Source organism: Cytophagales bacterium (genome assembly GCA_033344775.1).
Lineage (GTDB): Bacteria > Bacteroidota > Bacteroidia > Cytophagales > Cyclobacteriaceae > JAWPMT01.
This window is the reverse complement of sequence record JAWPMT010000002.1, coordinates 621,079-643,095: the sequence shown is the minus strand read 5'-3', so window position 1 is coordinate 643,095 and position 22,017 is coordinate 621,079. Positions and strand designations below refer to the sequence as shown.

The 22,017-nt window shown below is 44.2% G+C and carries 18 protein-coding genes; 7 read left to right on the top strand and 11 right to left on the bottom strand.

Annotated features, from left to right (window positions below; translation table 11 throughout):
• Position 1 precedes the first annotated feature (1 nt).
• The 5 genes from R8G66_07035 to R8G66_07015 all read right to left on the bottom strand — a co-directional run bounded on the left by R8G66_07035 (position 2) and on the right by R8G66_07015 (position 7,621).
• Positions 2–1,045: a branched-chain amino acid ABC transporter permease gene (locus tag R8G66_07035; GenBank protein ID MDW3192099.1), complete on the bottom strand. Its 1,044-nt coding sequence runs from the start codon at positions 1,043–1,045 to the stop codon at positions 2–4.
• A gap of 411 nt (positions 1,046–1,456) precedes the next feature.
• Positions 1,457–2,725, bottom strand: a complete 1,269-nt coding sequence (locus tag R8G66_07030) for an aminotransferase class V-fold PLP-dependent enzyme (GenBank protein MDW3192098.1) — start codon at positions 2,723–2,725, stop codon at positions 1,457–1,459.
• Between the two features lie 829 nt (positions 2,726–3,554).
• Positions 3,555–4,832 carry a hypothetical protein gene (locus tag R8G66_07025; protein MDW3192097.1) on the bottom strand — a complete coding sequence of 426 codons (1,278 nt, stop codon included), beginning with the start codon at positions 4,830–4,832 and terminating at the stop codon, positions 3,555–3,557.
• Positions 4,833–4,966: 134 nt separating this feature from the next.
• Positions 4,967–5,335, bottom strand: coding sequence for a TfoX/Sxy family protein (locus R8G66_07020; GenBank protein ID MDW3192096.1), 369 nt, complete (start codon positions 5,333–5,335; stop codon positions 4,967–4,969).
• A 60-nt stretch (positions 5,336–5,395) separates the two neighbouring features.
• Positions 5,396–7,621: a DUF5916 domain-containing protein gene (locus R8G66_07015; protein ID MDW3192095.1), complete on the bottom strand. Its 2,226-nt coding sequence runs from the start codon at positions 7,619–7,621 to the stop codon at positions 5,396–5,398.
• A 142-nt stretch (positions 7,622–7,763) separates the two neighbouring features.
• Between R8G66_07015 and R8G66_07010 the strand changes: the two genes are divergently transcribed.
• From R8G66_07010 to R8G66_07000, 3 genes are read left to right on the top strand one after another with little or no spacing between them, the layout of a single operon-like run.
• Positions 7,764–9,425, top strand: a complete 1,662-nt coding sequence (locus tag R8G66_07010; GenBank protein ID MDW3192094.1) for a sulfatase — start codon at positions 7,764–7,766, stop codon at positions 9,423–9,425.
• Positions 9,426–9,452: 27 nt separating this feature from the next.
• Positions 9,453–10,370 carry a homocysteine S-methyltransferase gene (gene mmuM / locus R8G66_07005; GenBank protein MDW3192093.1) on the top strand — a complete coding sequence of 306 codons (918 nt, stop codon included), beginning with the start codon at positions 9,453–9,455 and terminating at the stop codon, positions 10,368–10,370.
• A gap of 21 nt (positions 10,371–10,391) precedes the next feature.
• Entirely contained in the window at positions 10,392–11,318 is a 927-nt protein-coding gene (locus R8G66_07000) for a glutaminase (GenBank protein MDW3192092.1), read from the top strand.
• 52 nt (positions 11,319–11,370) lie between these two features.
• Here R8G66_07000 and R8G66_06995 read toward each other — a convergent pair whose 3' ends face one another.
• Entirely contained in the window at positions 11,371–12,135 is a 765-nt protein-coding gene (locus R8G66_06995) for an SDR family oxidoreductase (GenBank protein MDW3192091.1), read from the bottom strand.
• Between the two features lie 194 nt (positions 12,136–12,329).
• Between R8G66_06995 and R8G66_06990 the strand changes: the two genes are divergently transcribed.
• Together R8G66_06990 and R8G66_06985 are read left to right on the top strand one after the other, a co-directional pair.
• A complete protein-coding gene (locus tag R8G66_06990) occupies positions 12,330–12,680 on the top strand; it encodes a hypothetical protein (protein MDW3192090.1) in 351 nt (116 codons plus the stop codon).
• 76 nt (positions 12,681–12,756) lie between these two features.
• Positions 12,757–13,143, top strand: coding sequence for an alpha/beta hydrolase (locus R8G66_06985; GenBank protein MDW3192089.1), 387 nt, complete (start codon positions 12,757–12,759; stop codon positions 13,141–13,143).
• 24 nt (positions 13,144–13,167) lie between these two features.
• Here R8G66_06985 and R8G66_06980 read toward each other — a convergent pair whose 3' ends face one another.
• Entirely contained in the window at positions 13,168–13,905 is a 738-nt protein-coding gene (locus R8G66_06980; protein ID MDW3192088.1) for a LytTR family DNA-binding domain-containing protein, read from the bottom strand.
• The gene (locus R8G66_06975; protein ID MDW3192087.1) at positions 13,906–15,447 is read right to left on the bottom strand and encodes a histidine kinase; all 1,542 of its coding nucleotides are present in this window, start codon (positions 15,445–15,447) and stop codon (positions 13,906–13,908) included. It abuts the gene before it with no gap.
• Between the two features lie 94 nt (positions 15,448–15,541).
• Between R8G66_06975 and R8G66_06970 the strand changes: the two genes are divergently transcribed.
• Together R8G66_06970 and R8G66_06965 are read left to right on the top strand one after the other, a co-directional pair.
• The gene (locus R8G66_06970; protein ID MDW3192086.1) at positions 15,542–16,087 is read left to right on the top strand and encodes an NADAR family protein; all 546 of its coding nucleotides are present in this window, start codon (positions 15,542–15,544) and stop codon (positions 16,085–16,087) included.
• Positions 16,088–16,259: 172 nt separating this feature from the next.
• Positions 16,260–19,688, top strand: a complete 3,429-nt coding sequence (locus R8G66_06965; protein ID MDW3192085.1) for a HEAT repeat domain-containing protein — start codon at positions 16,260–16,262, stop codon at positions 19,686–19,688.
• Here the strand turns inward: R8G66_06965 and R8G66_06960 are convergent, their stop codons facing one another.
• Genes R8G66_06960 through R8G66_06950 form a run of 3 tightly spaced genes read right to left on the bottom strand, consistent with a single transcriptional unit; the run spans position 19,689 to position 21,883 of the window.
• The gene (locus tag R8G66_06960; protein ID MDW3192084.1) at positions 19,689–20,381 is read right to left on the bottom strand and encodes a hypothetical protein; all 693 of its coding nucleotides are present in this window, start codon (positions 20,379–20,381) and stop codon (positions 19,689–19,691) included. It lies immediately after the preceding gene.
• Complete coding sequence (locus R8G66_06955; protein ID MDW3192083.1) at positions 20,378–20,737, bottom strand: hypothetical protein; 360 nt, start codon at positions 20,735–20,737, stop codon at positions 20,378–20,380. Before R8G66_06955 ends, R8G66_06960 begins: the two co-directional genes overlap by 4 nt.
• Positions 20,738–20,761: 24 nt before the next feature.
• The gene (locus R8G66_06950) at positions 20,762–21,883 is read right to left on the bottom strand and encodes a hypothetical protein (GenBank protein MDW3192082.1); all 1,122 of its coding nucleotides are present in this window, start codon (positions 21,881–21,883) and stop codon (positions 20,762–20,764) included.
• Positions 21,884–22,017: the final 134 nt, after the last annotated feature.

The window sequence follows — 22,017 nt, the reverse complement described above, 5'->3', positions numbered from 1 at the left end:
ATCAGAAAGGCCAGGTTTTGAAATAAATTTTGATACGCATCCAGATCCCAAACAGTCCGTAAGGCTCAAACAGGATAATCAGGATGATGGTGAGCCCCATGAACACCCAATTGATATTTGGCAGGCCGCTGATGGACATGAACGTGGCGCTGAACCATTCGAAGAAGGACCCAAGTACCGGAAGCTCGATGATCTTTTCACTTTGAAGGTTTAGCAACGTCACGACCGTCGCTCCCAGGACGGAACCCGTGATGGTCCCCAGGCCTCCTACCACCACCATCGATAAAAGCAGGATGGACAAAGTAGGTGTAAATACACCTGGACTGATGAACCCTAAAGCATACGCCCAAATTCCTCCGCCAATACCCGCATAAAAAGCACTGAATGCGAAACTCATGATCTTGTAGCGAACCACATTCACGCCTAGTCCAGAAGCAGCAATGTCACTGTCCCGAATGGCTGAAAAAGCACGCCCAATCCTGCTACCAATAACCAACCGGGCAAATACACCCAGCATCAAGGCAATGACGAGACACAGAAAATAGAAATGCGTATTAGAGCTGATCGATAGACCAAAAATTTCTAATTGCGGAGGGATAAGGCCCATATGGCCTCCAAAAAACTGAACCCTGCCAATGATGACCGTAATGGCTAATCCAAAACCCAGCGTGGCAACCGCCAGATATGGCCCTTCTAACTTCAAGGAGGGAATGCCTAACAGAACACCAAACGCTGCAGCAACGATGGCCGCGAGGATCAGTGCCAATAAAAATGGCATGGAGCCATCTAGAATCACCGTCATATAAGCACCAATGGCCACAAAGCCTCCATGCCCTAGCGAAATTTGGCCAGTATTACCGATCAATACATTAAGCCCAAGCACGATGATGATGTTGATCATCACAAGATTGACCACAAAAATTTGGTATCCCGCCAAAAGAAAAGGCAATGCGATCAAAGCGGAAAGCGCGAGAAATGACCAAATGACTACAGAACGATCTTTGAAGAGTGTAATGTCTTCAAAATACGAGGTGCGCATATCCATGGTCAGGATCGATTTTTTAGGTTAGGGGTTCCGTAAAATAACGAATAATCAGCGTTTTGCAAGCCGTTTTATCCCTCACACAAAAAATAGTTTTGAAAAATCTTGTTTCACTTATCAAAGTAACCTGATCTTAGAAAACAGTCATTGAGGCGAAAATAGAAGGTTAAATATGATTGAATATCGACTGCTGCTACAGGAAGTTCTGATCAACTCCACACGATGCTTCACTTAAAACACAATGATGTTTTAATAAAAAGATATATATCTCTTTCCAAAAACACTTATATCATTTTCAAAAATTATATATATCTTTTTACTTAAAGCAGGTGATCATTTAGGTAAATGAACGCCATGTTCTACTTCGGCAGTGCTTTTAATTGATGTATTTCGATGCTTTATGACGGACCGTAACTAAGCAATTGCTACAGCTTCCAATGCCTCCACCAAATAATCGATATCTGCTTTGGTAATGTATACTGGCATTGAAATACGTAAGGCATTCAAACCAAACCCAGACATGGGACGACAATCAATACCAAATTGTTCAAAGAGCTCATTTTTAGCCTCTCCTACAGACTTGCCTATGATTTCCACACTTTGGATGGCGCAGGAAACATCATCGGAAGCTGGTGACTTAAGCTTGAATTTCGAATTATCTTTCAAGCGATCTCTGAAATATGCCTTCAACTCATAAGACCGATCGTTGATTCGACTGATACCTATTTCATTGATAAAATCCAGCGCAGCACCAAGCCCAAGCACACCAGGTAGGTTTCTGGTGTTATAGGTTTCCAATCTACGGATCGTTAGGTTCTTGTGCCCCCTGGCCACCATTAATGGCTTCAAATGATGTTGGCTTTCCTCCCTGGCATAAAAGAATCCCACCTCTTTGGGTGCAAACATCCACTTGTGTGCACTGGCGGTATAGAAATCACAGCCCAGGTCATGCAAATCGAATTGGAACATACCTGCGCCTTGTGCGCCATCCACGGCAACCAAAACCCCTTTTTCACGAGCCATTTCTGACACTTCTTTCACAGGTAAAACCATTCCATTGGTATTGACCACATGGCACATCGAAATCACCTTGGTTTTGGAGGTGATGGCCTTTCGGTAAACGTCAACAATATCTTCTTTACTTTCCGGAAGCAATGGCAAGGTGGGTCGTACCAGCTTGATCCCTTTGGTCTCTTGCCAGAATTGCCAGGGAATGGTTCCGCTAGCATGTTCATGGTCTCCCAGGATAACTTCATCACCTGATTTAAAATCGAAGCTCTTTGCGATCAGGTTCATCCCTTCACTGGTGTTGTGATTGAGCGCTATTTCCTCCTTAGAGGCACCAAATAGCGTGGCGATTTTTGCTCTGACAGCTTCCTTTTGATCCTCCCAGCCACCCCACATGTATTTGGAAGGAAACTGATCAAGGGTCTCCATGAATTCAGATGTTGCTCTTCTAACTGTACGTGGAGAGGTCCCTAATGACGCATGATTGAAATACCGCAAACTGGGTGCCATGTCAAACAAGGACCTGATCAACGACCAATACGCTTCCTGATCCTCATCAACATTACATTTTGGCATTTCACTTTTCAGCTTTGCACCAAATGTTTCAAATGGCAAGGCTGAAGCAGCGGCCATTCCTAATAGCGAAGATTTAAGAAACTTTCGACGGTTGTCCATGAGGGAATAACAATGATTGATCTCTTAAAACTAATGAATCGTTTCCCTGGATTGGGTCTAATCATAAAAAAAGGGACTGGTCTTTCCAGTCCCTTAGGTTCTGAGTGCAATCACTCAAACTACATGCACTGCTCACAGAGCAGCGATTTCTTTGTTTATTAAATATGTCAGCGTTACCAACATTATTATTCAAAGGAATTCATTTTTTGGATAGCCATACATGATCATTGTCAAGCCCAGATCAGATATTTTTCAGTAGTCATTAAAGATTTTTTGATTATGAACGCCTACACAGATAGATACCTCCAACAATAAAACCCTAATCAGACATAGAGATTCTCCGATATAGTGGTTTATAAGTTAAATTAGCTCCAATGGTTGATCCGGAGCCGAAACATCAGGTACCCTTCTTACGACTCAAACTGCAGCAATACTGGTTTTTGATCTTGTTATTGGTATTTGCCTGTCAATCCAGTCCGGATCCCAAGCACGTTTATATCACCGATACAGGGACTAAATTTCACCTTGAAAATTGCCGTCACCTTAAGTTTTCAAAGCATATCATTTCTCGGGAAAGTGCCTTAAAAAGAGGATATGGTTCTTGTAAAGTTTGTAAGCCTCTGGGTGAACTAACCGTACAATCCAGCACAAATATTCAGAAACCAATTCGTGCCGTTCCCGAAAAACCATTGGAGCATTCCATCCGATGCTCAGCCAAGACTTTAAACGGAATTCAATGTAAGCGCATGACCAAAAATCGTAGTGGAAAGTGCTGGCAGCATAAAGATTGACTTCATTAATTTGAGCTCCAGTGCTTATGGAATAGAAGTTAATCCCGGACGATGAATCTCTCCTGAACAGGGATTTGATTGACGGCTCCTTTGAGTACGTAATATCCTTTGGATAGGTGATCCGTGGTAATTTCTACACGATCGGCCACCGTACGGTATCGCACCTCATGAACAGCTACACCTTGCAGGTCATAAATCTTTAAGTCCACATATTCGGCCAGACCCCATCCCCCTCGTAAAGTAACAGGTTGTGATCTCTGGGCCATGGAAGGAACTAAGCTTATTGGTTGATCCGAACTCAAATGCTCGACTAAAATGTCTTTAAAGGTTTCCGATTGTCCATCATAATCGGTCTGGGTCAGGCGATACAGAATATTTCCAAAATATGGGCTGTAGTCTTCACAGGAGTAACGAAGAACTTCATCGCTATTGCCCGCTCCTTCGACCGTACAAACCTCCTCGTAAGTCAAACCATCGAGCGAACGCTCCACCGTGTAGTAATCATTGTTCTTTTCAATCAAGGAAGCCCATTCAAGCATTACTCTGTTGATTTCGCTTGATCCTTCGAAATAGAGCAGATCGATAGGAAGAATTTCAGTAGCACCTTCACCCAGATCATCCCCAGTAGTATTACATAAAGAGCCGCAACAACCGTTAGTACAATCTGTATCTGTGGTATCCAGATTATTTACACTCTCTCCATCAGGAATACCGCCATCCACATTAATGGTCCCTCCAGAATCAACCGTAATGTTTCCTCCGGTACTCGTATATGAGGTAGATTGAAATACGGCTCCTGATTCTACTGTCAATGTTTCTGAACCAAGATCTGTATTGCCACTCACATTGAAGCCTCCTCCTACGGTGACATCTGCATTATTTCCTGTTACCGTAAAATTCCCACCAATCACCACGTTACCGCCCGCACCAAAGGCTGCATTGCCATTGATGGTGAGGTTTCCCGTAACGAAAAGCGTACCATTGGTCAAAGTGATGTCTCCGTTTCCTTCCAGAACAAGATCACCTCTGATGATCAGGGAGTCTGTTGTATTCATGTTGATATTGGAAGAATTTCCCTGCAATGTCAAACTACCGTCGATATCCATTCTACCATCTCCAGTGATGTTGATATTCGGGCTCCTGTTAGATGGAGTTGTGACTGAACCACCAACGTTACAGACTTCTCCTGTTCCTATGGTAACATTGGTATTGCTATTGTAAGTGGGAGAAGTTGGACAAGTTTGAGCAAAAGAATTAATCCCAATCACGGAGATCAGCATCACGATAATCAAGCGGGTGTTCAGTGAAAAATTCATGATTTGGTCGATCATTATAGGCTCAAATAAACCTCAAAACCACTCCGTTAATAAGTATTATTCGATAAAGCGCCTTTTTTAGCAGGTAAAATGCCGATTTTGTCGATTACTGAAATAGCAAATACCGCATTACGCTATTTGTTCGATCGCTTCTTACTTGCTTTGGCTAAAGGATTAAAATCCAGGCACAATTGGATCCAATAGGCGAGATCATCCTCCTTATCAATGGCTTCAGGTGTTAAAAATACGTACCCTTTCATCGGTCTCCCGGTAAAATCCATGGGGTGACAACCGGGTCTTTCTAACGCTTTTGGAGTAGCTTCTTCCCCTATTCGCGCCATCATCAGGCCGGTATTTTTCTTTTTATCAAAGTGAACCCCGCAACACATCTTATCATCGACCATGAAGCATAGTCCTCCAAACATGTTATTTTCCTGAACCGCTGCTCTTTTATCCTTAAACGTCTGGCGAATGCGATCAGCTAAAAATTCATTGTAAGCCATAAAAGTACTTTTCTATTTAAACGGTTGAAACCTGAGAAATTGGACCAGGTGATCAGATTACTAAAGATTCAACCAGTAATTCAGCTTGACGACCAGTCCTCGATTCTTTGGCCCCCACTGTTCGATGGCATAGTTGTCTGTATAGACAATGAACAAGTTCGATAGTGGCTGAAACTGCCATTGGACCCGACTGTTAATGTTAAAGTTGTCGGCCTGTGTGTTGTACTGCAAAAAGGTGGTCCAATAGAGGTTACGAGAGAAATTGATCTCCATCGTCGGGCCGATTAAGGTCAATGATTCAGAGCCAAACTGTCCGGGAAAAGTCAGTTCATTTTGTACAAATCGCATGGAGAAATTCCCCCAGGGTTGTACCCGGTAATTGATCTGACCTGAAATCTCGATGCGATCGCCATTGTAAAAACCTCCGTACTGACCTCCAATTTGGTAAGAAAAGTCCTTTCTTCGATCAGAACGAAACTCGATGTTGGCATAGGTCCAGATGTACTTATCTACCGGCAGAAAATCTCCATCGGTAAAACTGAATGGATACAATAGTCTACCCTCTTCATGTGTCCAGGAGACTTCAAAGCGACTGGTATTGGCAAAGCTCAAGCCATAGGAAAGTTCTTTTCGCCCAACGAACATCTCACCACTTTGGGTCCAGTCGTAAACCGTCAGGAATTGAAACCTTTGATTAACGATGCTTTTGATTTCCGGATAGTGAATGTAAGCGGCTCGGGCAAACCAATGCACGTATCCGATCCTGATACTCGTATCCCGCTCCGAATCTCGCTGCTGGTTCAAATGCATGAAACCCATATCGGGAATGTAATTATCTCCGATGGTCACCACATTCGTGTAAAGCGAGATGTTTCTTTTATCGTACGAGAGGATACCCTGAAACAAATGATTCTCACTACTTACCGTATCCGTCAACGTAGCTCCATACCCCAAGTTCGCTCGAAAAGCCCCATTATCCGAACGATAATCAATCTCTCCTCCTGTAGTTCGGTTGTAATCCGTATCAACCATTTCACTTCCCTCAAAAGCCTGACGGTTGTGGAAATAGCCTCGAACAAGCGTTCTTCCGAATACCCGCTGACTCAAAGCCAAACTGGTATAATTCTGCCCCAGAAAATCATTGGTATTACCTGTCTGTAGGCTCATCAAGCCAATTCGCAGGTCTTTGTTGATATTTCCACTTAATCTCCCGCCAAAGCGAATCGGTATGGGTTGGTTATCATCATCCAATCCAATCCTACGACTAAAGAACGGCCGCATGGGTGGTACACCGAAGCTGCTAAAGATATCGGTATTCTCCAGGAAGAATAGTCTTCGCTCCGGAAATCGAATCGGCGAAGTGGTCAGGTTGGTCACCTGTTGATCAACGTCTACTTGTGAGAAATCCGGATTGAAGGTAAGGTCCAAGGTCAAATTTGAAGAAACGGCCACCTTGGCGTCGGCCCCCACTTCTGGATTGTAGTCCACAGGCGTACCTTCCTCAAAATCTTTAATACCTGAACCCAAAGTATATGGGATTACGGCAACGTTACTTTTAGCAACCGGTGGTACCTCATCCCATACCAATGCACCGGTGAATCCAATATCTAGTGAAGTCAACTGAATAGGAACCGGTGCCCAGGTGGTCCAGGCATTGGTTGCGGAAACTCCCCTGATGAAGTTCATGCCCCAAACTTTCTTCAATCCATATTTCAGGGATTTGAATGGAATGGCAAATTCTGTGGTCCAGTAGTCATCATATCGTTTGGAATTCACGATCCATTTCGCATCCCACGCGGTATTGAAGCGGTTACCGCCACCCCCACCTCCTCTTGTTCCGGTATTGGCATCAAATTGCGTGTCAAGCTGCACGCCGGCAGGACTCGTAATAAAACCAAAGCCATTGGTACGTTCATTCACTGCGTCAAACGTGACGCCAAAAATATCCCCCGTCCAGATCAGGCCATTGTCTCTTTTGAGCGTGGGAATTACAATTTCATCCGACTTTCCATAACATTTAGCAGCTACGTAAATGAACTTATCATTGTAAGCCACTTTCACCTCCGTCTGATGTGCATCTTCAACGAGTTCATTTTCGACAGGGAATGAATAGGTGAACTTTCCGGCTGATGGCAGCGCACCCCACTCCTCTTCTTCCAAGACACCATCCACCTTGATGGATCCTTCAATTTTGGTAATGTTATAGCGATGTGTTTCCTGATTGGAAGATTGTCCATGAGCTAACCAGGCACAACTTAGTAGTAGAATAAGTAGAAAATGCTTCATTGTAGGGTTGAGGAAGGGCAAAAGTACGGCGAGAATATCGGTCGGTAGTACATGGTTCTGTTGAAGCGTCAAATTGTAAGCTTGGCTGGTCTTTTCGGAGGATGAAACGTATTTCAATCAGGCACCTTATCTTAGTTGGCAAATGATCCCAGAATTCATGCATTTTTTCCAGCGCTCCCCTAAATCCGCCCTTTCTTTACTTCTTTTAGCCCTGTTTTGCTTCCGTTGTAATGCACCTGAACAGGTCGAAGAGTGTATTCCTCCCAACATCATCTTCATCATGTCGGATGATCATGCTTATCAAGCCATCAGCGCCTACAGTGACCACCTGATTCAAACGCCTAACATTGATCGTATTGCCAATGAGGGTATGAAATTCACCAATGCCTGTGTAACGAATTCCATATGTGCCCCTTCCCGGGCAACCATCCTAACGGGAAAACACAACCACATCAATGGCAAGATCGATAACCGCATGCCTTTCGATACGACGCAGGTCACTTTTCCCCAGATCTTCCAGCAAAACGGATACGAAACGGCCATGTTTGGCAAGCTTCATTTTGGGAATAATCCAAAGGGTGTTGATGATTTCATGATCTTACCTGGGCAAGGCAATTACATCAATCCAAGATTTATTACCCATGAAGGCGACACCACTATCACCGGATATGTAACCGATATCATTACCGACCTTACCCTGGGTTGGCTGAAGGAAAAACGTGATCCGAAAAAACCATTCATGATGATGTACCTGCACAAAGCGCCACATCGTCCGTGGTGGCCGAGACCGGACAAATTCAAAGCCTTTACACAAATGCGATTTCCAGAACCTGCCAGTTTGTTCGACAATTATGATAATCGTGGCTCAGCGGCCAAAACAGCAGAAATGAACCTCCTCAACCACATGATGTACAGTCATGACAGCAAGATCTATCCTGAGACCATCGCTGAAATGGGTGAAACAGTAAGTCCTGTAGTACCGGAATTCAGAAACAGTTTTTATGGCCCTTTCAACCGATCCAATGACGCACAAAAGGCAGCCTACAAACCCGTATTGGATTCCATCAATAACTGGTTCAAAGCCAATTGGCCTAACATGACCGACGAGGAGAAAATGAAATGGAAGTACCAAAGATACATGCAGGATTATCTGGGCTGCATTTCATCCGTAGATGATAATGTCGGACGTGTGCTGGATTATTTGGAGCAAAGTGGACTGGATGAAAATACCATTGTGGTTTATACTTCTGATCAGGGATTCTATCTTGGAGAACATGGCTGGTTTGACAAGCGATTTATATATGATGAGTCTTTCAAAACGCCATTGCTGGTCCGATGGCCTGGCAAAATAGCTCCGGGATCTGTATCTACGGAAATGGTTCAAAATCTGGACTTTGCACAAACATTGTTGGCAGCAGCCAACATCGATGCTCCAGGAGACATGCAAGGGGAAAGCATCATGCCATTGCTCACTGGCAAAACGGAAGATTGGGACCGTGATGCGGTTTATTATCATTATTACGAATACCCGGCTGTCCATATGGTTAAGCGACATTATGCAATCGTAACCGAGGAATACAAACTTGCGCACTTCTACTACGATGTGGACGAATGGGAGCTCTACGATCGTAGAAAAGATCCCAGTGAGATGAAGAATGTCTACGACGACCCCTCCTATCAGGAAATCGTTAAAACACTAAAAGCAAACCTCGGTGAACTTCGCAAGCAGTACAAAGATTCTGTGGGATTGGATCAACAGTATATCGAGATCTATCGGGAAAGAGGTTGGATTGAGTCAGAGTAATCTGGCTATTTAAGTAATCAGATTACTGTGCAAGTCTCGAAAATCCTCGACGAACGAGGCCCTATTATTCTTGATGGAGGATTGTCCAACGTATTGGAAGCGATGGGCCATGATCTCAATCATGAACTATGGACGGCAAGGCTGCTGAACGAAAATCCTACTGCCATTATTGAAGCCCATCTTGCTTACTTAAAGGCGGGTGCCCGCATCATTACCACGGCAAGCTATCAGGCTTCATTGCCAGGTATCATGAATTTAGGTTTTAATCGGGATGAAGCAGTGGCATTGATCCTGAAATCAGTTGCACTTGCGGAAGAAGCCATTCGTCTATTCTTAAAAGACCATCCTACTGCGCAAAAACCACTGATTGCAGCAAGTATTGGCCCTTACGGAGCTTATCTCGCAGATGGATCGGAGTATCGAGGTAATTACGGAATTGAGGAAAAAGAACTTGAATCCTTTCATCGAAGTAGAATTCAGCTACTAGATAAAACTAATGCAGACTTATTGACTTGTGAAACCATTCCTTCCTTTGATGAGGCGAAGGTCCTCGGTGAAATCCTGAAAGAAACGAACAAACCCTCCTGGGTCTCTTTTTCTTGTAGGGATGATCGATTGCTCAATGACAGCACGGATATCGAGAAAGCTGTTGCATTTTTTACCGATAATGCTCAAGTGATTGCCGTGGGCATCAACTGTACACATCCAAAATACATTACTGGATTGATCCAGCGCATCAAGCATGCCGCACCGATGAAAAAAGTTGTGGTTTATCCCAATTCAGGTGAGGTCTACAACCCTGAAACAAAGCAATGGGCTGAACTCACCGAAGATCATGCTTTTGTGGACATGGCTCAACAGTGGCGACAATTTGGGGCGCATTTCATCGGAGGATGTTGTAGAATTGGACCTGAACAAATTAAGCGTCTTGCTGCATCCATTTAGCTTTAAGTAAAATCAATTGCCATGGAAAAGAAAATGGACTACCAATCCGTGATCAATGACATCTGCCAAATCGTCAGAACAAGTGATAACAAAGGCGAGGTAGCCTCTTATATCCCCGAATTGGCCAAAGTTGATCCTGAGCAATTTGGTGTTTATTACCTTTCTGTGGACAATGAAGCTCATGGGGTCGGTGATTGGGATACTAAATTTTCTATTCAGAGTATCTCTAAAGTCCTTACGCTCAGCTTAGCCTATAAACTGTTGGGTGATCAGATCTGGTCTCGAGTGAGTGTAGAACCTTCTGGCAGTGCCTTCAATTCCCTGATCCAACTGGAGACCGACCATGGTATCCCTCGAAATCCATTTATTAACGGCGGTGCCCTGGTAATCTGCGACATGCTGATGAGTCATCTCTCAGATCCTCGTAAAGACTTTCTAGACTATGTGAAAGGTGTGAGCTCTTGCAGTGACATTCACTATTCTGCTGCCATCGCACAATCAGAATTATCGGTTGGGTACCGCAATCGGGCATTGTGCAACTTCATCAAGTCTTTTGGCAATCTGGAAAATGATCCTGAAGAAGTGTTGAAGTTCTATTTCGATATATGTTCTCTGGAAATGACGTGTTGGGAGTTAACCCATACATTCATGTTCCTTGCCAATACGCAGCTCAAGGTCAAAGATGAAAGAAATATGCCCAATTCAAGTCAGTTGAAAAGGATCAATGCCATCATGCAGACTTGTGGATTCTATGATGAATCGGGCGAATTCTCCTTTAAAGTAGGCCTGGCAGGAAAAAGTGGTGTGGGTGGCGGTATTGTTGCCCTCCTTCCTGGAAAGTATTGCATTTCCGTTTGGAGTCCCAGATTGAACGACAAAGGAAATTCGTACCGTGGCATGAAATTCCTGGAGATGTTCACCACTCAGACGGAGCTTTCGATTTTCTAGTAACCTGATTGCTTAAAGCAGTAATCTGATCATTTGAGTGATCAAATTACTATCACATCTTCCGCAACATCTTCAATGACATGAACGGCATCAGTAATTTGATGGGATACCAGGGCCACCAGGGCACATAAGCGTTGTTGGGTTCCTTATTGATGGCTTTGACCAATAACTTAGATCCTTCGTCCAGCGGAATTATAAACGGAGGTTTCTTACCGTCAATGGAACCGGTCATTTCGGATTCGATGTAGCCCGGAAAGATTGAAGATACTTTGATCGGTTTCTTCAGTACATCCACTCGAAGGCCTTCCGCCAGGCTTTTGAGGCCAGCTTTGGTGGCGGCATAGACATTTACTGCGCGCGGCAATCCACGGAATGCGGACATAGAAGAAATGGCCACCAAATGCCCGTTATTTTGTTCTCTAAATATCTCCATGGCCGCTTCCATCTGACTGATAGCCCCACAAAAATTGGTGACCGCAGTTTGCATGTTTTGTCCTGCAAACCCTTTACCCAGGGAAGCACCCTTGCCCAGTCCGGCATTTACAATCACGCGATCCAGAGTCCCATCAATTCCTTTAAAGTCACCTTCGAATGCCCTGAAAACTTCGAAGACCTGTTGTGCATTGGTCACATCCAAGGCCCTTAAGAAAACATGAATGTTAGAATTGATCTCCAGTAGCTCTTTTTTCAGCTCTTCCAGGTTTTCAACCCTGCGGGCACACAGCGCCAGATTGCGACCTTCTTTGGCAAATTCTTTGGCCATGCCTTTGCCTAATCCAGAACTGGCACCCGTGATCAATATGTTCTTTCGTTTCATCGGTAGATTGGGAATTGATGTTGATTTTCAACTCCGAAAATAATCCAGAATTACCATTAGCCTTTCTATTGCGAATAGAAATTAACGCAGGATATATTCAGTGCTCCTACCCTTTTCAAAATGAAAAAAATACCTTAGTAAACAGCAATCGAAACTTAAAACAACATTATCGGTCAATTCAAAACTCAAAATTCATGCGAAAAATATCAATCCTTATCTTATGCTTAGTAAGTCAAACCATTTTCGCACAATCAATTCCGTATGGATACAATAGCAAAGTGGGCAAGTACTTTGATGCGGGAAACAATACCCAGCTATACTACGAAACCTATGGAGAAGGAGAACCAATGCTGATGTTGCATGGTGGCGTTTACGGATACATTGATGAATACTCACCTTTTATTCCCAAACTGGCAGAAAAGTATCAAGTGATCTGTTTAGCTACAAGAGGGCATGTCAAATCGGATATTGGCCATGAACCTTTCACCTATGATCAGCGTGCAAGTGATGCTTTCAAACTCATTCAGCATCTAACGTTACCGTGATTGGATTCAGTGACGGTGGTGTGCCGCTTACAAACTAGCTGCCAGTTATCCCGATGTAGTCAAAAAAGCCATTGTGATGGGAGCTTCCGATATCCCTAAAGCACCAGGCAAAGGCTCATATAATTATTCCCCGGAAGACCTCATGAATGATACCCCGGATTACTTCCAGAAAAGGCTGAACAACATGCCTGAACCTGATCGTTGGGGAGAATGCCTTGATATGCTGAACGACCTTTATGATACTAGCATCATCAGTGAAGAGACTTTCAGCAAAATCAAGTGCCCTGTGCTCATTATGAGTGGTGAAAGTGATGGATATTCAAGTCCGGAAAGCTGTCTGGCTGCTCACCGTTACATCCCGAACTCTCAACTTTCCATCATTCCAAATTGCGGACATGTCATATTTTTCTGCAATTTTCCGGCAGTATGGGAATCCATGCAGCCATTTCTGAATATTGAATAATGGAGACTGAAAAGGATGAGTGATTCAACTCAAAAACAACCGTTTCACTTCTTCTTTCTTTAACCGTGCAATCGGTATTTGGGCACCATCGGACATTTGAAAATAACCTCCTTCAGATTTCACATATTTACTGATATGCCGCATGTTGATCAGATGTGATTGATGTGGACGGTAAAACTGCTGATCTTGTAAAAGCTTTTCGAAATGACCCAGATTACCGGAAAGCAACACTGCTTCGTCACCTTTGAGATAGACACGGGTATAGTTGGCTTCGGCCTGCAAGCGAATGATCTCACTCACTTGCGCAAAAATCACTTCTTCTTGTGTCGCTAAGGCAATTCTACGATCCTGCGGTTGATTGAGGTTATACGAAAGTAGATCAAGCTGCTCCCGCTGTACCGTTGAAGCTTCCAGCTTTTCTACTGCAGTCTTTAGTTCCAATGGATCCACAGGTTTCAGTAGATAATCCAGCGCACTGTATTTGATGGCTTTGAGGGCATAAGCATCGTATGCAGTGACGAAAATGACCTTAAATTTGATTTCAGGAAGTTGATTCAATAAGTCAAACCCTGTTCCACCAGGCATTTCAATGTCTAAAAAGACAACATCGATCACCTGCTGATTCAGCACCTTTAAAGCCTCTTCCATGGAGTCCGCTGTTGCTACACGACCGATCTGGGGGCAATGCGCAGCAATAAGAGCAGTCAGCAATTCACGATTGCCCAACTCATCGTCCACAATTAATGCCTGGTAATTTTTCATCTATCCTATAGGCAAGGTAATGCGTACACAAACACCGGAAGCGTCTTTTCTATTTGCAACGGTGATCCTGGCTTCATCCCCATAAAGATCACTCAAAGGTCTAATGCTTCCATGGCTCAGTTGCAGACCTGACGAGTTTCCATTGGGTTGAGACAATCCTGCTCCATTATCCAGAATTTCAATCTCCAGTTTTGAATCCCTCACATGAATATGCAGAGATACTTTACTATCATCTCGTCCTGCTACACCATGCTTGATGGCATTCTCAATGAAGGGTTGCAGCAACATGACAGGGGTCAATGTATCTTGATCAACCTCCTCTCCTATGATTAATTCAAATTCAAAAGGAAAACGCAATTGCTCCAATTCAAGGTACAATTCAATCAGCCCCAGCTCACTGCGCAACTCATGAAAGGTATTCTCCGAAGCAGAAAGCACGTTTCTCAACAACCTGGAAAGTTTGGTCAGATAGCTATTGGCTACTTCATTTTTTTGCTGTACCACGAGATTCTGTATGGACCCCAGGGCATTGAACAGGAAATGAGGGTTGAGCTGTGCTCTTATGGCTTTCAGTTCTGCTTCTGATAATTTCTGTTGCCACAATAGTTGTTGCTCACGTTTTCGCTGTTTGTTTCGATAGACAAGGAAAAAAATACCACTTTGTATGAGGACCAAAATTACCGTAAGGGTTGCCAAGGCCCATTCCTGATACCACCAGGGCTTTAGGATGGTGAAAGGATAAATCAAGCTTTTTTCATCGGGAGCACCTTCGTAAGGCCTTACCACATATTCGTATTTACCATCTGGTAAGTCCTCATAGATGAACAAATCAAAAGGCTCCTCTTCATTGAAAATTTGTGCAGTTTCGTGAAAGCCTTTTAATTGTATCGTAGCATTTTCGGTAACATTCTCAACGACAAAGAACAAATCATTCTGATGATACGGGAACTCCGGGTTGACTGGAACTCCTTTTTGATCCAATTCTGTTATGTAATTCTCTTGCGACCAATCATAGAGGGTGCTATCGACATTGTCCTTAAATAAGTTCTGAAATTGATAATTGACATAATTGGGAAACACCTCAACTGGATAGAGATGAATCATTTCTACGTTAGAGTAGTCGACTTTCCAGGAAACAATGAGGGTATCTGCAGTTGTCTCATCAATGAATGTGTAGGTATTCGAAGTTCCTCCTGAAGAACTCAGAGCAAATCCTGCACCTTCAGATGGCTTATTGACGTATTTAGGTTTTTGTGAATTAACTTGATAGGTCAAGAGATGCATGGAAGAGTCCATTCCCAAAACGAATGTACTTTTTTCCGGGATCACCAAATTGATGGGGTGGTTGGTCTCAGGATCAAAGCCCTCACACAGACTATCGAGTGACAAGAGTTTCCCTTTCATGGAGACGCTGACGGTCACACTCAACGACCCTTTTTGAATGTTGTGGGGTTGGGCCTGAAGGGCAACAGATAAAAAAAGAAAGAGCCAAAGGAACAGGTATTTTGGACGGGTATCAGACATAGAGTTTAGAACAGACATAAAGATAATTTTTTCCCCAAGATGCCCCCTCAAACTATTGGCTGGTGGTAATGATGTAGCTTTGGCATGATTAGATGTATATCTGGAACAACTCATGAATATCAGGACCAGACAAGACCTTGCCGAGTACGTAAATTATGGCAATCAAGTAGCATATCTCTTCTTCTGGGGCCACCAAAAGCCCACCAAAGGAGTCACTAAAACGTGCTTTAGTCAGTGGTACGAAGCACCGTTTGAGATAGCCGGTGATCACTTTATGACCGCAGAGCATTACATGATGTACAGCAAAGCACTGTTGTTCGGTGATCAAAGTGCTGCTAAAAAGCTATTGAAAGCCACCAATCCGGGAGAAGCCAAAAAGATTGGACGCGAGGTTCAGGGGTTTGATCAGCAGGTCTGGGAAGCAAATCGCTTCGAGATAGTAGTCACAGGCAATGTCGCCAAATTCAACTCTGATCCTGAATTAAAAGCCTTTCTTTTGGGAACGGGAGATCGAATCCTCGTTGAAGCCAGCCCCGTCGATCGCATCTGGGGCATCGGACTTGCCCAGGACCACCCTGATTGCAGCAATCCCAATAATTGGAAAGGTGATAATTTACTGGGCTTTGCATTGATGGAAGTCCGGGAAAGATTTCGTTAAAGGAAAAGTCATGCATTCAATTTAAGAACAACTTTCGGTCCGGTATTTAGTGGCTCATCACACGACTCTTGTTCCAATTTGGCTGCTACAAGTGCCATTCTTTGAATTAAGGTTTACAGATCATCTGTAAGGATTAAATTTGACTTAGTTGAAACATCAATCGGAACCCTTGATGAATTTTTTAAGACCTGCCCTACCCAAGCTGACTTATCTGTTTCTTCTAGCGATATTGCTGGTACAATGCGAGACACCTGAAGAAAGTAAGGTAATTGCCGTTGAATACCCTCAGACGATTAGGCAAATCCCATCCAGACTGGCCCAAAAGCTGGCCACAGATATACGTTCTGAAGTATCCGTCGAAGTGGATGAAGGGCTGGAATTGAGTCTTTGGGCGGCTGATACCCTGGCCGGCGATCCGGTTGCAGTAACAATGGATGAACAGGGACACCTGTACTTTACGCAAGGTTCACGTTTGCAAAACTCGGAATTCGATATCCGTTCGCACCGGGACTGGATGACGGCTTCCATTTCCTTTCAATCTGTGGAGGATCGTCGCAACTTCCTGAGAACCACCTTTGCTCGCCAAAATGAACAAGGTGAACGATTCCTCAAAGACCTGAACGACGATGATACCCTTGATTGGCGCGACCTGACCGTACAAAAGGAAAAGATCTGGATGCTGTCTGATGAAGATGAAGATGGTATTGCTGAGAAAGCACAGTTGTACGTTGATGATTTTAACGAAGAGGTCTCTGACCTTTCTAATGGCCTGACGTATCATGACGGTGACATGTTCATGGCGGTGGCTCCGGATCTATGGCGGCTCAGGGACCTGGATGGCGATAATATCGCGGATACCAAAGAATCCATTAGTCATGGCTGGGGGGTTCACATTGGTTTTGGGGCGCATGGCATGTCGGGCGTTACCGTCGGTCCTCAGGGACGGATCTGGTGGGGCATTGGTGACATAGGAATGAATGTCGTCGATCAGGACGGCAAGCGGTGGAAATACCCTAACCGAGGTGTGGTGGTACGTGCAGATCCCGATGGAAGCAACTTCGAAGTATATGCGATGGGTGTCAGAAATACGCATGAGTTCGTCTTTGACAAATATGGTAACCTAATTTCAGAAGACAATGATGGAGACCATGCCGGGGAACGAGAAAGACTGGTCTACCTCATAAACGGCAGCGATACCGGCTGGCGCATCAACTGGCAATTTGGTAAGTATACCGACCCGGACAACAATGGCTATAAGGTCTGGATGGATGAAAAAATGCATGTACCACATTGGGAAGGTCAGGCTGCCTACTTCCTCCCACCTATTGCAAACTACGTCAATGGACCAACAGGTATGGTCTACAACCCTGGAACTGCGCTCGGCCCTGAATGGCAAGACCACTTTTTCATTTCAGAATTCCGTGGTACCGCCTCAGCTTCCCCGATCCATGCATTTAAGCTCAAACCAAAAGGCGCATCCTTTGAGCTGGATCAAACCAAAGAAGTCACAAAAGGATTATTGCCTACAGGCATTGAGTTTGGCCCTGATGGCGCCATGTATTTTGGTGACTGGATCACCGGTTGGGGTGTCAAGCAGAAAGGTCGCATCTGGAAACTGGATGTTCCCGGAGGTGATGAAACCGAATTAAGAAAAGAAGTTGAACGATTGATTTCTTCTGACTTCTCGAGTTATCAGCCGGACGAACTACGTGCATTTCTAGGACATGCGGACATGCGGATTCGCCGAAAATCTCAATTCGAATTGGTGAAACGAGGCCAAATTGGATTTGAAGTCTTCAATAATACTATTGCTCAAACAGACAATCAACTAGCGCGTATTCATGGCATCTGGGGCATCAGCCAAATGGCAAGAACACAAAATTTAACTTATGCGGATGTATTGATCCCACACCTGACTGATGGTGATCCCGAAATTGTAACACAAGCAGCGAAAATGCTAGGGGATGTCCGCTATCAGAATGCAGGAGATGCCCTGTTGCCTTTACTGAATCATGCTTCACTTCGCGTACAGATGCACGCCATTGAGGCATTGGGAAGATTACAATACAATGCCGCCTTCCAACCTGTTGTGGAGGTAATCGCAAAGAATGACAATCAGGACCTTTGGCTAAGACACGCGAGCATGATCGCTTTATCGAGGCTAGGTACCAGTGAAGCGCTGGTCGGTTTAAGACAACATGCGTCTGAAGCTGTCCGAATCGCGGCAGTGGTTGCTTTGCGTCGCATGGAAGATCCTGGAGTAGCTGTCTTCCTTGATGACACAGAATTCATTGCAACAGAAGCAGCCAGGGCCATCAATGATGATTTCTCGATTGAGCCTGCACTATCGCAGCTGGCTGGTGCGTTGAAACATTCAACTTTTACGAATGAAGCATTTCTGCGACGGGCGATCAATGCCAACTTAAGAGTGGCCCAATCTGAAAATTTGGAAATTTTACTTGATTATGCCAGCAATTCAAAAGCTCCTGAAAGTATGAGAGCAGAAGCCATTGCCGCATTGAGTACCTGGGCCAAACCTTCACCCCTGGATCGTGTAGATGGAAGATATCGCGGGGAAGTTGAAAGAGATATTGCACCTGTGATTGAGGCACTGGAACCAGTAATCAACGAACTATTGACAGCAGAACCTGCCATACAAATTGCGGCTTCAAAAGCCGTTGGAAAACTAAAACTGACACGGGCAGATGCTGCCCTCATCAATCTGGTCAATACCGGAACGAATGCAGCGGTCAGAAAATCGGCGTTAGAAGCACTGGCAAGTACGAATTCCAATTCACTTTCGGATGCGTTATCCATTGCCATCAATGACCAGGAAGTACAGGTACGATCCACTGCACTAACGATTCTTCCAAAATCAGCCATAGAAGAGCAGCAAGCGGTAACTTTCTTTACCAAACTGCTGGCAACGGGAGCGATTGAAGAACAACAAAGCATTTATAATTCATTAGGAACATTCAAAGGACCCGAAGCCGTGGCAACTCTAGGTCAGGCTTTAAAGACATTGCGAAGTGGGCAGGCTGCCCCTGCTATCCAGTTAGATATTATTGAAGCCATTGAAAAACAGGGAAATGCAACATTGATGGCAGAACTTAAGTCCTATCACGATAGCAAAGCGTCTGATCCGGTATCACAGCACATTGAAGTATTGGAAGGTGGTGATTCCGGAAAAGGTTGGGAAGTCTTTTACCAACATGAAGCGGCTCAATGTGTCAGATGTCACAGCATTTTCGAATTGGGAGGTAATGCTGGACCTAACCTGAAAGGAGTGGCTAACCGGTTGTCCAAAAAAGAACTACTCAAATCGCTGGTAGATCCTAGCGCTCAACTGGCTGCGGGTTTTGGTGTGGTATTGCTTGACTTAAAGAACGGAGAACAATTGAATGGCACTCTGATGGCGGAAACGAGCACAACACTGACCGTCAAATCAGGCCAGGAAGAAAGTATTACCGTCCGAAAGTCCGAGATCGAGCAACGTCGAAATATGCCAAGCAGCATGCCGGTGATGACTTCTTTATTGACCAAAAGAGAATTGAGAGATGTTCTTGCTTTTATATCAGGGCTTAATCAGGAAGTGGACTGATTATGGTTCCAAATTGAAAATTTCCATTCTACGATTAAAACTAGGCTCTATACACAAGGCTCCTTTTTCCGGATTACTTAAGTTCAGACAATATTGTAATCGATAAGGATCATCAGCGATATTCTCTACCTTCCAAATGATTCGGTTTGGCGAAATTCCTTCTTCTTCTAATATTTCCTTGAACAGAACTATTCTATTCATGGAATAATTGTATTGTTCAAGGCTATCAGAGCTTACGTTCGTTAAACAATTGATCTCAATGCCCCAAAAGGGTTTACCTCTGATTATATCCAAATAACTAACAAAATTATTCTTAACCAATGGATCAATGGTAGTTTCTGTAGCTAATAGATAAATGGGACCGGGATCTTCGATCACTGCACTTACATTGATTGATGTTCTCTTTATACCATTGCTTTGTTCTGCTTCTTTTTCTTTTTCTGCTTCTTTAACCTTGATCCTATCTTCACACAAACCAATGGCGGAGATGATCGCACGGTTTAACTCCGGGTGTCGTGTAAGGTAATCTCCATTCGCTCCTTTGAATTCAGAGAAACTTGCCAGTGCATCAACATACTTACCACGAGCGAAACTTTTTCTGGCTGCTTGATACAAATCTTTCTTTACCGCAGATTGTGCCACTACTGAGAAACCAGCTACCAAAAAGCACAAGAATATTAGCAATCTTTTCATTCGGGTAACTCGTCTGGTAATTGATCCAATACCTCTTCCTTTTCTTTAGGGTCAGCTGTCTTTTTAGGGGGTTCAACGGTAGAAATCCTTGCTCCATTTTCTTTTTGATCGATATCAAGTCCCTTCCACAAAGTGAAACAAATAACCACGGTACCCAAAACGGCAAAAAAAGTCCCAGGTGCGGCTTTTTTTAATACTAGCTTATTGTCTCCGAATTGGGCATTTAGATCGCCAGCCTCTCCCCAAACGCCATTCATAAACAGGCGATAACCCATATAGCAACTGGCCAGTCCTACCAATAATGACATTACTTTGTAAATAACAACTCCCCATACGATGCTTGTTTGAATATCCACTTATCGAAAATAATAGATTATTGATTAATCCATGTCTGACAATCGAAGCTCCAGGTCATCCCAGTAAGCATCATCCCGAAAAGCATATTGGGTGGGCTCATATTTACCGACAATACTGACATCTGCCTTGGCAGGAACTTCTTCGTCCAGTAACCAGAAAGCCGCATTGATTAGTAATCGGCGGGTACCTTCCTCCAGGAGATCCGTGGATGATCCGATGGTGCTAGTAAAAGCGGTACCTCTCTGACCTCCGTCCAACTGATAAGATTTGGTCCAGGCGATCGGCATCATGGGATCATTAGGATTAAACGGAACTTCTTTACCAGAACGATCTTTACGCATTTCCATCGCAGGTAATTCTCGATCGGTGTTCCGCATCCCGTACATCAGGTCATCCATATCCTCCTCTCCTTCCCGGTTGGTCACTTGTCCAAGCACAATGGGTTGTGAGTCTCCTGGCAGCGGAAGGCGCACCCCATACACGTCGGTAGGTCCCCAAATGTCTCCATCATTGATGCCATTGAGAGTTGGATGGCCCTTTGCCTTCGGGGCTGCTAACCCAACCGTACTTTGGTGCTTATGGCTACCATGATGACTGATCCACTTCTCACCTAAGATCATGCGTCCAAATCCGTCTTCCCAATCATCTTCGCCATCGTAGTAGTTGCCATAATGTCGATAATTTGATGCAAAGGACGTATCCTGAAACATGAACGCGTGGGTAGAAGTTCTTAAGGCAAGAACGGGTTTTCCATCTCGAAGGTATTGATCAATGTAAGCCATTTGCTCATCCGGCAAGGCTCGGAAACGAGTAAAAATGATCATGAGATCTGCACTTTCCAGTTGATCCAGGCCTGGTATGTGATGTACATAATTTGGATCAACAATCCCGGGTTTTGCAGGGTCTTGGGCGAACAGTACCGTGCAATTGAAGTCGTGTCTTTCTGATAAAATCTTCGCTAATTGTGGCAGGGCTTCCTCTGATCGGTATTCTTCATCCCCGGATATCAGGACTACCCTGGGTGCATCTGATTGGCCATTGAAAGTAAGCCACTGCTTGATTTGATTACTCGACTCTTTTGTTTGTGGCACATTGCAGGCCACCACGGCAATTACAGTCAAAAAAACTAGCGCACGATTTCTCATCGACTAAAAAATATTTAAAGGATGTGTTGATCGTCCAAAATTGTACTTTGCCTCTGTTGGAGTTATCTCCAACAGAAATTCGCACTAATTATTCATTTTGCTTGCAGGTGAAAAATACCTGCAATGGCTAAAAG